The sequence below is a fragment of the Sorangium sp. So ce204 genome (assembly GCF_051526795.1).
GTDB classification, from domain to species: Bacteria; Myxococcota_A; Polyangia; order Polyangiales; family Polyangiaceae; genus Sorangium; species Sorangium cellulosum_B.
The window spans coordinates 5580644-5594807 of the sequence record NZ_CP150317.1 but is presented as its reverse complement, the minus strand read 5'-3'; the positions used below and the strand labels follow the sequence as shown (position 1 = coordinate 5594807).

Annotated in this window: 11 protein-coding genes; 6 read left to right on the top strand and 5 right to left on the bottom strand. The window is 71.2% G+C overall.

Annotated features, from left to right (window positions below; all coding sequences use genetic code 11):
* Positions 1-314 precede the first annotated feature (314 nt).
* From WMF22_RS20750 to WMF22_RS20730, 5 genes are all read left to right on the top strand, one after another.
* Positions 315-911, top strand: coding sequence for a hypothetical protein (locus WMF22_RS20750; RefSeq protein WP_049876294.1), 597 nt, complete (start codon positions 315-317; stop codon positions 909-911).
* 263 nt (positions 912-1174) lie between these two features.
* On the top strand, positions 1175-1804 hold the full coding sequence (locus WMF22_RS20745; protein WP_438036791.1) for an ATP-binding protein: 630 nt from the start codon (positions 1175-1177) through the stop codon (positions 1802-1804).
* Complete coding sequence (locus tag WMF22_RS20740; RefSeq protein WP_272099468.1) at positions 1801-2367, top strand: SpoIIE family protein phosphatase; 567 nt, start codon at positions 1801-1803, stop codon at positions 2365-2367. Before WMF22_RS20745 ends, WMF22_RS20740 begins: the two co-directional genes overlap by 4 nt.
* A gap of 7 nt (positions 2368-2374) precedes the next feature.
* A complete protein-coding gene (locus WMF22_RS20735; RefSeq protein ID WP_437300779.1) occupies positions 2375-2938 on the top strand; it encodes an STAS domain-containing protein in 564 nt (187 codons plus the stop codon).
* A gap of 191 nt (positions 2939-3129) precedes the next feature.
* Complete coding sequence (locus WMF22_RS20730; RefSeq protein WP_437300778.1) at positions 3130-4635, top strand: HAD-IG family 5'-nucleotidase; 1506 nt, start codon at positions 3130-3132, stop codon at positions 4633-4635.
* Positions 4636-4674: 39 nt separating this feature from the next.
* Here the strand turns inward: WMF22_RS20730 and dusB are convergent, their stop codons facing one another.
* Complete coding sequence (gene dusB, locus WMF22_RS20725) at positions 4675-5661, bottom strand: tRNA dihydrouridine synthase DusB (protein ID WP_437300777.1); 987 nt, start codon at positions 5659-5661, stop codon at positions 4675-4677.
* Positions 5662-6228: 567 nt separating this feature from the next.
* Here dusB and WMF22_RS20720 point away from each other — a divergent pair.
* Positions 6229-7755 (top strand): serine/threonine-protein kinase, encoded by a 1527-nt coding sequence (locus tag WMF22_RS20720; RefSeq protein WP_437300776.1) that lies wholly within the window; start codon positions 6229-6231, stop codon positions 7753-7755.
* 384 nt (positions 7756-8139) lie between these two features.
* Here the strand turns inward: WMF22_RS20720 and WMF22_RS20715 are convergent, their stop codons facing one another.
* The 4 genes from WMF22_RS20715 to WMF22_RS20700 form a co-directional block, all read right to left on the bottom strand.
* A complete protein-coding gene (locus WMF22_RS20715; RefSeq protein ID WP_438036790.1) occupies positions 8140-8640 on the bottom strand; it encodes a hypothetical protein in 501 nt (166 codons plus the stop codon).
* Positions 8641-9644: 1004 nt separating this feature from the next.
* Entirely contained in the window at positions 9645-10709 is a 1065-nt protein-coding gene (leuB, locus tag WMF22_RS20710; RefSeq protein ID WP_437300774.1) for a 3-isopropylmalate dehydrogenase, read from the bottom strand.
* Positions 10706-12352, bottom strand: coding sequence for a citramalate synthase (gene cimA / locus WMF22_RS20705; RefSeq protein WP_437300773.1), 1647 nt, complete (start codon positions 12350-12352; stop codon positions 10706-10708). Before cimA ends, leuB begins: the two co-directional genes overlap by 4 nt.
* A gap of 83 nt (positions 12353-12435) precedes the next feature.
* The gene (locus WMF22_RS20700) at positions 12436-14130 is read right to left on the bottom strand and encodes a 2-isopropylmalate synthase (protein ID WP_437300772.1); all 1695 of its coding nucleotides are present in this window, start codon (positions 14128-14130) and stop codon (positions 12436-12438) included.
* Positions 14131-14164 lie beyond the last annotated feature (34 nt).

The following is a 14164-nucleotide window of genomic DNA, read 5'->3' as shown; positions in this document are numbered from 1 at the left end:
CCGAGCGTGCGGCCCATGCGTGCGGCCCATGCGTGCGGCCCATGCGTGCGGACGGAGGGGCCCGACATGATCTCTCGATGCGTTTCAGATCTTGCCAGCATTTCATTTGATAAAACGGCAAATTCACACCGAACGCGCGCGGCCCCAGCCAGGGATCCGGCGCCCGGTCGCGAGCGCCGACCGGCGCAGGAACACCTGGTTTCTACGGCCTTTGCGGGCCACTGTGTGTGGAAGACGTTGACATTCCGAGGGATTCATGAGACGGCGGCTGCGTGATATCCGATGTCGAGATCGAGAATGAGATTCGCGCTTCCGTGGCCGAGTTCCTGGAGGGCATGAGAGCGCTGGTCCGTAAGGACGTTCTCCGGACCGCCGCGCGGTACCTGCAAGTCGACATCAGCGCCGCTGGGATATCGACCGGGCCGGCCGCGACTCCTGCCAAGCCGGTCCGCAAGGGCGAGCGCGCTCCGGCGCCGAGCCGCCCGGCCGCGCCTCCCCGCAGCGCCCCGTCGCCCAAGAAGCCGACGCGCGCTGCGCCGCGCAAGAAGGCGGCCGCGCCTCGGACGAGCGGAGGTGGCGCGCGTCCGGCCGTCGCTGCGCCGAAGTCGCGCGCCGCGCGCACCCCGGCGCCCGCCGTCGCGGCCCCCGTGAAGGCCGCCGATCAGGCCGCTCCGGCGAGCCCGGTGAACCCCGCGAGCCCGGCGAGCCTTCCGTCCGGGAGCTCTGGGGACGAGATCGCCGAGGCGCTGCTCGCCCATGTGGAGATCGAGCCTGGGCAAGGGATCGACGACCTTGCGTTGGCGATGGGGACCCCTGCGGCGGAGCTCCAGGAGCCGCTCAAGAAGCTCCTTGCGGAGAACAAGATCACCGAGGAGCTGCGTCAAGGCCAGGCGTCGTACTACCCGGCCTGAGCGACCTCGGTGGGCCGGTCAGCCAGGCACGAGCGTTGCTTGGATCCGGCCGTGGGCCGTCCGGTCGGCGCGGGCACGGACGCGGGCACCGACACGGCGACGCCCTGCGCGATGCGGGCGATGGACCGAGCGAGCCCTGCTAGCGCTGTCCGGCCTGAGCCCGGCGGTTTCCGCCTCACAGCTGGCGAACCCGGCGATGCCGTCGCCGCGCACTCGACGCGGACCCGGGGCCCCGGTACCCTGCCGGTCCAGGCGCTTTCCGGATGACTCCCGCGCACGAACAGATTCTCAACGTCCTGCTCGGCTATCTCTCGGCGATGAACGCAGAGGGAGTCCTGCTCCGGGCCATGCGGGAGGCGGAGATCCGGCCCGAGGCGTTCTCGCTCGACGACCTCCCCGACATCCTTCCGAGCATCGAGCGCCGAGCCCGCCTCTATGTGGATCCGACGCGGCTCGGTCGGCTGAGGTCGGAAATTTCGGCGATTGGCGGCGAACGACCTTCGCGGCGCTCGAAGGTCATGGTCATCCACGTGGAGGCCGACATCAGCGAGGCGCGCCTGAGCGCGAAGGCCGTTTGTGATGCGGCCGGCGCAAAGAGCTTCACGTCGCACAAGGTCGCGACCATCGTCAGCGAGCTCGCGCGAAATATCGTCCATTATACCCCTGGCGGGACGATCGAGCTCGCGGTGCAGCGCGACAGCCCGGTCCGCTTCCTCATCGTCGCCGTGGATGAGGGCGCAGGCATCCAGAACCTGCAGGAGATCCTCGCCGGGCGCTACAAGAGCAAGACCGGTATGGGGCGCGGCATCATCGGGGTCAAGCGGCTGGCCGATCGCTTTCATATCGACTCGGGGCCGAAGGGCACGCGGGTGGAGATCGAGGTCCACCTGTGAAGCTCTCCGTGGAGTACGCGATCCTCCCCAAGGACGGAGAGCTCGTGAGCGGCGACGCCGCGTTCGTGCGGGCCGGGGAGGACGGCGTCCTCTTCGCGGTCATCGACGCCCTCGGCCACGGCGAGCACGCGGCGGCCGCGGCGAACGTCGCGCTCAAGGCGCTCGCCGACGCGCCGAGCGGCGAGGACGTCCGCGCCCTCATCGATCGCCTCCACGTGCGGCTCCGCGGCACCCGCGGCGCCGCCGGCATGATCTGTCGCTTCCGGGAGGGGCGGCTCCAGGGCTGCGGCATCGGCAACGTCGAGCTGATGTCGCACGGCACGCGCGTGCAGTGGCTCCAGAGCCCGGGCATCCTCGGCGCATCGCTCAGCAAGGTCCGGATCTTCGATGCGCAGCTCGCGCGGGGCGACCGGCTCGTCGTGTTCACCGACGGGGTCTCCCCTCGCTTCGATCTATCGCTGTTTCGTGGAATGAAGGCCGCGGATGCCTGCCGCGCCCTCATGAGCCGACACCGGCGCTCGCACGATGACTCAACGGTCTTGATCGCCGACATCGAACCTTAGGATGACCATGGAGCTCAAGCGCCTTCCCATCATCAACCTGTGGGACCGGATCCTGGTGCCCATCCAGGGGGACGTGACCGATGACCTCGCGGAGCAGCTGAACACCGAGGTGCTGCGGGCCATCCACGAGAGCGGCGCGAAGGGGCTGGTCATCGATCTCACGGCCGTCTGGATCATGGATAGCCACCTGTGCGCGGTGCTCTCGAACCTGGCCTCCGCCGCGCGGCTCATGGGCACACCGACCATCCTGTCCGGGCTGAGCCCCGAGATAGCGATGACGCTCCAGGCCATGGGGGTCGAGCTCGAGGCCGTGAAGACGGCGCTGACGCTCGAGCAGGCGCTCACGATGCTCGGGCTCGAGGTGCGCCGGGCCGAGGCGCGCGACGAGGACGACGACGAGGACGACGACGACCTGTTCGACGACGAGGACGAGGAAGACGAGGACGACGACGGGTGGGAGGCGGACGACCGCGGCGACCCCCGCCGAGCGCCGACGAACGGGCGGTCCGCTCGGCCCGCGACGAGCATCGATCGGCGGCAGAGCGCGAAGAGCCGGCTCAGGCGCCGCTGAGGACGCGCGTGCGCGTGCGCGTCCACGACGACACGACGACACGACGCCCGAGGCCGCGCGCGCGTCCACGACGACATCGAGGCATCGACACGCCGCACGCGCCCTCGTGACGGCGGGGTGACGGTGATTGTCCGGGTGGGCAACGCCGTGGGTCCCTGGTATGCCTCACGACCGCTCTCCGGGCGATCACCATGGACAAGCTGGATTGCCTCGCCGCCCCGCCGCCCAAGCAGCGGGGGATCTTCTGCAACCGGACGCTGAATCTCCGTTCGATCAAGGCGATCGGATACGACATGGATTACACGCTGATCCACTACCGGGTGGAGGCGTGGGAGCGTCGGGCCTATGAGCACCTCCGGCATCTTCTGGAGAGCGAGGGCTGGCCGGTCGGGGACCTGACGTTCGAGCCGGACCTCGTGATCCGAGGGCTCATCCTGGACACCGAGCTCGGCAACCTGCTCAAGGTGAACCGGTTCGGCTACGTGAAGCGGGCCTTCCACGGCACGAAGCCGATCGACTTCGAGACCCAGCGCGCGACCTACGCGCGGACGATCGTCGACCTCGCGGACGGGCGCTACGTCTTCCTGAACACGCTCTTCTCTCTGTCGGAGGGGTGCATGTACGCGAAGCTGGTCGATCTGCTCGATCAGCGCCGGCTGCCCGAGGTGCTCGGCTACAGCGACCTCTATCGCCGCGTGAAGGATCGCCTCGACGCGACGCACATGGAGGGGCAGCTGAAGGCCGAGATCATCGGGGATCCGGACCGGTTCGTGCTGCTCGATCCGGAGATCCCGCTCACGCTGCTCGACCAGCGGGAGGCGGGCAAGAAGCTCGTCCTGATCACGAACTCGGAGTGGGTCTACACGCGCGCGATGATGAGCTACGCGTTCGACCGCTTCCTGCCGGGCGGCATGACGTGGCGCGACCTGTTCGACGTGGTCATCGTCTCCGCGCGGAAGCCGGAGTTCTTCGCGAGCCGTAGCCCGCTCTTCGAGGTGGTCACGGAGGATGGCCTCCTGCGCCCGGCCGGCCGGTTGCGCGTGGGCGGGCACTACCTGGGCGGCAACGCGGGGCTCGTCGAGCACCACCTGGGGCTGTCCGGCGACGAGATCCTCTACATCGGCGATCACATCTATGGGGATGTGCATGTGTCGAAGAGCGCCTTGCGTTGGCGGACGGCGCTCATCATCCGGGAGCTCGAGGACGAGATCCTCGCGATCGAGGAGGCGCGCGGGGCCGAGGTGCGCCTCGATCTCTGGATGCGGGAGAAGGAGGACGCGGAGCGCGTCTATGCCAGGCTGCGCCTGGAGCTCCAGCGGATGCGCGCCGGCTACGGGCCGGTCGCCGGGGCGACGGAGGGCGAGATCCAGGCGAAGATGAACGAGCTCAAGGCGAGCCTCGCGGCGCTCGACGCGCGGATCGCGCCGCTCGCGAAGGCGTCGGCCGAGACGTTGAACCCGAGGTGGGGGCTGCTCCTCCGCACGGGCAACGACAAGAGCCACCTGGCCCGGCAGATCGAGCGCTCGGCGGACATCTACACGTCCCGCGTCTCGAATTTCCTCCTGGCGACGCCTCACGTGCTGCTCCGCTCGCACCGCGGGAGCCTGCCGCACGATCCCATGGGCGCGCCGCCGGGCGCCGAGCGGCAGAACGGCGAGCCCGCCCCGGTCGACGACGCGACGCCCGTGGGTATGTAGGCTCCGCCGCCGGCCTGCCGCGCCTCAGGCTGCCGCGCCTCAGGCCGCGAGCCGCTGCGCGGCGCTGTCGAGGATGTCGAGGCACCCCGACAGGCTGTCGCAGAAGAGCAGCTCGCGCCGGAGGGCCGACGCGCCGGGGAGGCCGCGGAGATAGCCGGTCAGGTGGCGCCGGGTCACGCGCACGCCGTGCGGCTCGCCGCGCGCCTCGGTGTTCGCGATGAGGTGCGCGCGGCACAGGGCGAGCCGCTCCTCGGCCGTCGGCGGCGGGAGGTGCACGCCATCGTCGAGGAGGGCCCGGGCCTCGCGGAAGATCCAGGGGTGGTCGATGGCGGCGCGGCCGACCATCACGCCGGCGCAGCCCGTCTCGCGGAGGGCGCGGGCCGCGTCGTCGGCGGTCTTGATGTCGCCGTTCACCACGACAGGGATGGACACGACCTCGCGCGCCCGGGCGGCCCAGCCCCAGTCGGCCGCGCCGCTGTGCCCCATCTGGGCCGTGCGGCAGTGGATCGTGAGCGCGGCGACGCCGGCGTCCTCGAGGCGGCGCGCGAGGTCGACGATCGGCATATGGGACTCCGGTCCCCAGCCGACGCGCGTCTTCACGGTGACCGGGAGCGCGACCGAGCGCGTCACGAGCCGGGCCATCGCCACCATCGCCTCCGGATCGCGGAGCCAGCCCGCGCCCGCGCCTCGTCCGGCGATCTTCGGCACCCAGCAGCCGCAGTTGATGTCCAGGAACGCCGGTCCGGCCTGCTCGGCGACGCGCGCGGCCTCGGCGAGGCGCTCCGGGTTGGCGCCGTAGATCTGGATCGCCGTCGGCTGATCGCCGTCGGCCAGGGCGAGCTTGCGCCGCGCGGTCTTGCAGCCGCGCAGCAGCCCCTCGACGTTGACGAACTCCGTCACGCACAGCTCGGCGCCGAGCTCCCGGCCGATGCGGCGGAACACGGCGTCCGTCACGTCCTCCATGGGCGCGAGGATGACGGGGCGGCTTGCGAACAGCCGGCGAAAGCTCTCGGGCGAGATCGGCACAGTGGCGAGCTTTCAAGCATGGATCCGGCCGGTTGACCAGGGCGACCGCCGCGGCCCGAGGCGTGAGGGCCCGCTGAGCTCGAGCCCGCGGCGCCGAGGCGCGAGCGGCGCGTTTCGCCTGATCGGCGCCGCGGGCCGGCGGCCAAGGCGACGAGCGAGACCCGAGCCCCGAGCTGCCCCCGGTTACCCCGCCGCGCCTCGGCGTCCCGCCACGCCGCTCCCCCGAGGCGCTGACAGGATTCATGACCTCACGGGCATGTGTGTGCACGGCGGACGAACACGGCATGTGGGGCGGCGAACGGTCATGTTGGTACGACATCCGGGGTGGGAGACCGCGGGCGGTGCAGCCAGGCATCGTGGCCGAGGAAACCTGCCGCACGAGAAGCCCATAACGCTCGCTTGACGTTCGGCGTGGCTCTGGCGACCCTCGAGATTGCCATGAAGCGCGCGCTGCTCCGAGAGGCTCTCCGCGCTGAGCGCTCGGCCGCGGCGCGCACGCTCAGAGAGCGCGAGACTCGCCCGCTCGGCACGCGGCGCAGCGCTCCGGGCGCCCACGACACGGAGAGCGTGCGTCGCGCGGTCCGCCGCGCTTTCCGGGTCGCGCTCTGGATATGGCCGGCATTCACGCTCGTCGACGTGTTCATGGCGACGGTGCTGTACCCCGCGGCGCCGGTGTGGCGCTGCATCGTCCTGCGCGTCGTCGAGCAGGCGCTCTCCCTCGCCGTGTACCGGCTCTCGGGGCGCCCGACGCTCTCGGGGCGCGTCGTGCTCCTCGGGTACGAGGCCGCGTTCCTCACCGCCGCGATCTTCATCTCGCTGATGGCGCTCGATTTCGGCGGCCTGACGAGCGCGTACATGCACGGGCTCTCCATCGTCGTGCTGCTCCGCACGGCGCTCGTGCCCGCGCCGTTCAGCAAGGCGCTCCTCGCCTCCGCGCCGATGTTCCTCGCCTTCCCGGCGACGATGGGCATCGCCGCGATCTTCTCCCCGTCGATCCTGGCGGCGTGGCTCGATCCGACGACGCTGCTCACGGCCGCGAGCCATTACATCTTCGTCCCTGCCTCGGGGGTGATCGGGGCGCTGTCGAGCCACGTCGTGTGGGCCGCGCAGCAGCAGGTTTATCAGGCGCGCAAGCTGGGCAGGTACCGGCTCGAGGCGCCGATCGGCAAAGGGGGGATGAGCGAGGTCTGGCTCGCGTGGGACGAGACGCTCCACCGCGACGTCGCCCTCAAGCTCCTCCGGACGCGGGACGCGCCGGACCCGGCGGTGCCGAAGCGCTTCGAGCAGGAGGCGCACGCGGCGAGCAAGCTCAGCGATCCGCACACCATCCGGATCTTCGACTTCGGAGCGAGCGACGACGGCATCTATTACATCGCCATGGAGCACCTGCGCGGGGCCGATCTCGCCGCGATCGTGCGCAGCTACGGCCCCATGCCCGTGGCGCGCGCCCTGCGCTTCGCCCTGCAGGCCTGCCGCTCGCTCATCGAGGCGCACGAGGCCGGGATCATCCACCGGGACATCAAGCCGCAGAACCTCTTCGTCACCCGCGTTGGCGACGATCACGACTTCCTCAAGCTGCTCGACTTCGGCGTCGCGCGGATGGTCGAGGGCGGCCGCGACGCCGAGCTCACGAACAGCGGCATGCTCTGCGGGACGCCCGCCTACATGGCACCGGAGGTGTGTCGCGGCGATCGGGCGGATGCGCGCAGCGATATCTACTCGCTCGGGGGCACGCTCTACTTCCTGCTCACCGGGGAGCTGCCGTTCGAGGGCTCGTCGTCGGGGCAGCTCTTCGTCGCCCACATGACGAAGGCGCCCCTCGCGCCGTCGGTGCGGGGCGGCCCGACCGTCCCTCGCGCGGTCGACCGCCTCGTCCTGCGGTGCCTCGCCAAGGACCCGCGTCACCGCTTCCAGAGCGCGCGGGCGCTGTCCGATGCGCTCCTCCCGCTGCTCGACGAGTCTGCCTGGACCGCGGCCGACGCGGAGCGCTTCTGGGTGACCGAGCGCGCGGAGAAGCTCGGGCGCCCGGAAGCGCCGCTCGAGCGCCCCACCGCGGCGCGCGGGGGCTCGACGCGGACCGCCTCCGCCCGGTAGCGCCAGCGCACCGTCGCGCCGCGCGGGCGGCCTCCTATCTCACCTGCATGGGGGGGCACGTGGCGGTGCTACGTGAGAGGACCCGCTTCCTCGTAAGCCGCGTCCAGAGCCTCGTCGAGGCCGACGCCTGAGCCCGGGTACCCCGGACCGCTCGCAGACCCGTGCGGGTGATCCGGGGGCACCGCGGTGGCGGTCGAGGCCCCTCCGCGGCCGCGTGAGGGAGCCTCGACCCGTCAGGGGCCCGTCGCTTCATCGTCCGCTCATGACCCCTTGCCGGCGTCCCGCCGTGGCGAGGACCGAGCCGCGGCGGCGCCGCACCAGGGGCAGGGGCGCGGAGCGGGCGTCAGCAGGGCCTTCTCACGCGAACCGTGCTAGCGCGGCGCCCTACCAGCCGCAGCCGCCGCCCCAGCCGCCCCAGCCGCAGCCGCCGCCCCAGCCGCCCCACCAGGGCCGGAAGCCCCAGCCGCCCCAGCCCCAGGGCCGGAAGCCCCAGCCGCCCCAGCCCCAGGGCCGGAAGCCCCAGGGCCGGAAGCCCCAGCCGCCGCCCCACCAGCGCGCCGCGTCGGGCTTCTCGCCGACCTCCTCCTCGCCGGTCGGGGGCGCCGAGCCGGGGTCCACGGCGCCGACATCGGGCGCGCCGGGGGCCGGCGCGCTGGCGCTTGCTGCGCCGGGGTCCGTGGCGCTCTCGTCCATCGCCGGATTCGCGCTCGACTCCTGATCAGCGGAATCCGCCTCTTCGGCCTGGAACGCCTGCTTCGCCTCGTCGGTCTCGCTCATCACGTCGTCTGTGGGCGCGTCCGACGTCGTCGCCTCGGCCATGCAACCAGCCGCGGAGAGGGCCGTCGAGAGGGCGATGAGCGATGCGAACTTCGTCAATTGGCTCATGTTCCCGTTCTCCTGTGCACATCAATCCATGTCGAATGGAGTCATCGCCCGTCATGGCGACGAGCTTTGACACGCGGGGACCTGAGATCCCCCGCCGCACGATCATGTGTGGTGTTCGGGAGGTGATGTCGATTACCGCAGAAAGGACACCTGAGACACCATGGACGCTTTCTGCGAGGCCGTGCGCGCCGCGAGGGAAGCGTCACGCGCTGGGAGCGAGCCGCGGCCGCCCGGGAGAGCGCAAGCCGCGGCCGCGCGGCGCGCGCCGGCCTCCCACGTGCTCCGGCGGCAGCGCGCGCTCGTCGCAGATCCCGGGCGCCGGACTGCGACGCTGGCGAGGACCGGGCGCGGGGAGGCCCGTCCTCATGAGGCTTCGGCAGTGGTGCCTGGAGCGACAAACGGGTTGAAACCCCAGAAAAGAGCAGGAATTTGAGCCGCCAAGCGCGCCAAGGACGCCAAGATTGTGTGTTGTTCTTGGCGTCCTTGGCGCCTTGGCGGCTCATTTCTCGCTCGATCAACGTGATCGGTGTCCTGGAATGCGAACAGCTCGATCAACGGAGATGAATCGGATGGCGCGGAGCACCCGGGCGTCGGCCGCGAGGGACCGTCGCGCGGCGAAGGATGCTTCATGAAGGCTCGCGCGATCGTGTCGTCCGCCAGGATCTCCAGCGTGAAGGGTGATGGGGGAGAGCCGCGCGACCGCGTCTCCGGAGCACATGCTCCCGCGGTTCGCACAGGAGATCGTCTGGGCCACCATCGGACCCGTCCACGACACATCCCGTCCCGTCCTGGTCGATGATCGGGTGCGAAGAGCGATGGATTCGAGCGAGGAAAACGGTGGACTGGACAGCCTGGGAGCGACGCGTGGGAGCGGCCCGCGAAGGGGCCTCGTGTCCACACGTCGATGACCGTGCAGGGAAGGGGGGAGAAGAGCGCGATTGCGCCGTCGATCGCGCGCGGGGAGCCCCGTGAGGGGCTCGCCCGAGGCCGCCTGGAGGGAGCGCTCAGCCCGCGAGCTTCGCGCGGACCGCCTCGCCCATCCCCTGGGTCGACAGCTTGCCGCCGAGGTCCGCCGTCCGTGCGCCGCCGGCGATGGCCTGCGCCACCGCGCGCTCGAGCACGGCCGCCTCCTTGTCGAGCCGCAGCGAGTGCCGGAGCAGCATCGCGGCGCTCAGGATCGTCCCGATCGGGTTGGCGAGCCCCTTGCCGGCGATGTCGGGCGCCGAGCCGTGGATTGGCTCGTAGACCCCGCGCGTCCCATCACCCAGCGACGCGCTCGGGCAGAGCCCCAGCGAGCCAGCGAGCACGGCGGCCTCGTCGGTCAGGATGTCGCCGAACATGTTCTCGGTGACGATGACGTCGAACGCCGCGGCCGAGGTGATGAGCCGCATCGCGCACGAGTCGACGAGCTGGTGCTCGATGCGGATCTCCGGGTGGCGGGCGGCGACCTCGGTCGCCACCGTGCGCCAGAGCCGCGACGACTCGAGGACGTTCGCCTTATCGACGGACGTGACGAGGCGCCTGCGCGACGACGCGAGGCGGAACGCGAGCTCGACGACGCGCTGGATCTCCTCGTCGGTGTACTCGAGCGTGTCGACCGCGCGCCGGCGCCCGTTCACCTCCTCGCGGAGGCGCGGCTTGCCGAAGTAGAGCCCGCCGGTCAGCTCACGGACGACAAGGATGTCGACGTCCGCGAGCCGCTCCGCCTTGAGGGGAGAGGCCTGGATGAGCTCCGGGAACAGGCGGATCGGCCGCAGGTTGGCGTACAGGCCGAGCCCCTGGCGCAGGGCGAGCAGCCCCTGCTCGGGGCGGACGCTCGCGCTCGGGTTGTCCCACTTGGGGCCGCCGACGGCGCCGAGCAGGACGGCGTCCGCCGCGCGGCACGCGTCGAGCGTCTCCTGCGTCAGCGCCGTGCCGGTCGCGTCGATGGCGCACCCGCCGATGAGGTGCTCTGAGTAGCTGAAGCTGTGGCCGAACTGGGCGGCGACAGCGTCGAGGGTGGCGCGGGTTTCGGCGACCACTTCGACGCCGATGCCGTCGCCGGGCAAAAGAACGATATTGGCCTTCATGCGACCTCGCTGGCAGGCAACGTGGATGTGTACTGCTGTGGCTCTCTCGCTGCGAGCGTGAGCCCATACTCGATCCCGTCCGCGAGCGCATGCCAGGACGCATCGATGATGTTCGTCGACGCGCCGACGGTGCTCCACTGGCGATGCGCGTCGCGGCTGTTGATGAGCACGCGCGTCGTCGCCGAGGTGCCGTCGCGCCCGTCGAGGATACGCACCTTGTAGTCGACGAGCTGGATGTCACGCACGGCCGGGAACACGGGCGCGAGCGCCTTGCGGAGCGCGCCGTCGAGCGCGTTGACGGGGCCGGACCCCTCGGCCGCCGTGATCACCACCTCGTCGTCGACCGCGATCTTGATCATCGCCTCGGCGAAGGTGCCGACGCCCTCGCGCTGGCCCGCGATGACCTTGAAGTCGAGCAGCCGGAACGGCGGCTTGTAGCCCGGCGAGCTCCGGCGGAGCAGCAGCGCGACGGACGCCTCGGCCGCCTCGAACGACGAGCCGCGCGCCTCGCGCTCCTTGATCTGCTCCAGCACCTCGACCTCGGCGCCCGTCGGCACCTCGAGCCCGAACTCCTCGGCCTTGCTGAGGAGGTTGCCGCGGCCCGACAGCTCGCTGACCACGGTCCGCATCGCGTTGCCGACGAGCGCGGGATCGATGTGCTGGTAGGACGCGGGCTCGCGCCGCATCGCCGCGACGTGCACGCCGCCCTTGTGCGCGAAGGCGCTCCGCCCGACGTAGGCCATGTGATCGTCGGGGGAGAGGTTCGCCACGTCGGCGACGTAGTGCGAGAGCTCGGTGAGCCCGCGGAGCGCCCCGTCCGGGAGCGCCCGGAGGTCGAGCTTGAGCTCCAGGTTCGGGATGATCGCGCAGAGGTTCGCGTTCCCGCAGCGCTCGCCGTAGCCGTTGATGGTGCCCTGGACGTGGCGGGCGCCTCCGCGCACGGCGGCGATCGAGTTGGCGACCGCGCACTCGCCGTCGTTGTGGGCGTGGATGCCGAGCGGGTGGCCCAGCGCCGCCTTCATCTCGGCCACGACCGCCTCGATCTGCCAGGGCATCGAGCCGCCGTTCGTGTCGCAGAGCGTGACAACCTCCGCCCCGCCGCGCACGGCGGCGCGGAGCGTCTCGGTCGCGTACGACCGGTCGAGCGCGAACCCGTCGAAGAAGTGCTCGGCGTCGTAGATCACGCGGCGGCCGTGCGCGCGCAGGAAGGCGATGGTCTCCTCGATCATCCGGAGGTTCTCGTCGAGCGTCGTGCGCAGCACCGCCGTCACGTGCTGGACCGAGCTCTTGCCGAAGATCGTGCAGACGCTCGTCCCGGCGGCGAGGAGCGCGCGCAGCCCGGGGTCGTCCTCGGGGGCCAGCGAGGCTCGGCGCGTCGAGCCGAACGCGGCGATCTTCGCGTGCTTCCACTCGATGTCCTTCGCACGCTCGAAGAACTGCGCGTCCTTCGGGTTCGAGCCAGGCCACCCGCCCTCGATGAAGGTCAGGCCGAACGCGTCGAGGTGGCGCGCGATGTGCAGCTTGTCCTCGCACGCGAGCGAGATGCCCTCGCGCTGGGTGCCGTCCCGTAGCGTTGTGTCGTAGACGTCGACGCGGTCCGAGGGGCGGGCGCCCTGCTCCGCGCCGTTATGAGGCGGATTCATAAGGTTCGACTTCCTTGTGCAGCGAGATCGGGTCGCCGAGCCCGTCGCCCCCCTCGGGGGCCTCCTGGGCTCGGCGCACGGCCCTACCTCGCGGTCTCGACGGCGGCGCCGTGGCCGCTCTGGTTGCTCTCTGACGCCGCCGCGTCGTCCTTGGGCTCGACGCCGTAGGTCGCGAGGAGCCGGTTCAGGGCGGTGAGGTACGCCTTCGCGCTGGCCACCAGGATGTCGGTGTCAGCGCCGTGGCCGTGGAAGACGCGCGCCGCGGCGTCGTGCTGCGGGTGCCGCTTGCTCGACGTCGCGTCCGCCCGGACGCGGACGCTCACCTCGCCGAGCGCGTCGATGCCCTCGGTCACCGCGTGCACCGAGAACTCGAGGAGGCTGCTCGGCACGCGGACGATCTCGTCGATCGCCCGGTAGGCGGCGTCCACCGGCCCGGTGCCGATCGCGGCGCGGACGTGCAGCGCCCCGTCCGGCCCGCGGAGGCGGACGGTGGCGGTGGGCATGCCCGTGGTCCCGCAGGCGACCTGGAGCGCGTCGAGCGTGTAAAGATCGTCGGCCTGCGCCCGCGTGGTCGAGACGATCGCCTCGATGTCGGGATCGGTGACGTGCTTCTTCTTGTCCGCGAGCGCCTTGAAGCTGGCGAACGCCGCCGCGAGCTGGGCCTCGTCGAGGTGGTAGCCGAGCTCCTCCAGCCGGTTGCGGAGCGCGTGCCTGCCCGAGTGCTTGCCGAGGACGAGCCGGGTCTGCGTCACCCCGACCATCTCCGGCCGCATGATCTCGTACGTCTCCTGGTGCTTCAGCATCCCGTCCTGGTGGATGCCGGACTCGTGCGCGAAGGCGTTGGCGCCGACGATCGCCTTGTTCGGCTGGACGTTGAAGCCCGTGGCCGCGCTGACGAGGCGGCTCACGGTGGCGATCTGGGTCGTGTCGATCCCGGTGCGCAGCCCGAAGACGGCCCGGCGCGTGGCGAGCGCCATGACGATCTCCTCGAGCGCGGTGTTGCCGGCGCGCTCGCCGATGCCGTTGATGGTCACCTCGGCCTGGCGCGCGCCCGCGCGGATGCCCTCCAGCGCGTTGGCCGTCGCGAGCCCGAGGTCGTTGTGGCAGTGGACCGAGACGATGGCGCGGTCGATCCCCGCGACGTTCTTGCGGATCCCGGCGATGAGCGCGCCGAACTCGCTCGGGATGGTGTACCCGACGGTGTCCGGGATATTGAGCGTGGTGGCCCCGGCGGCGATCGCGGCCTCGAGCACCTGGTAGAGGAACTCCGGCTCGCTCCGGCCGGCGTCCTCGGGGCTGAACTCCACGTCGGCGCACAGGTCGCGCGCGTACGCGACCATGGCCCGCACGCGGTCGAGCACCTCGGCCCGGGTCATCCGGAGCTTGTGCTTGAGGTGGATGTCGCTCGTGGCGAGGAAGGTGTGGATCCGGGGGTGCGCGGCCCGGGCCACGCCCTCCCACGCCTTGTCGATGTCGACCTTGGTGGCGCGGGCGAGGGCGCAGATGATCGGCGGGGTCGCGGCGGGGCGGCCGGGGACCGCTGCCGCACCCACGCGCTCGGCGATCGTCTGGACGGCGAGCAGATCGTCGGGGGAAGCGGCGGGGAAGCCCGTCTCGATGACGTCGACGCCGAGCTTCGCCAGCGCGAGCGCGATCTCGAGCTTCTCCGACGATGTCATCGTCGCGCCCGGCGACTGCTCGCCGTCGCGCAGCGTCGTGTCGAAGATGCGGACGTAATCGGACGGGGGCATCGCTTGATTCGCAATCATCTCAGGCATGGTGTTCTCCGCCGCCTCCCACGAGTGGAGAGGC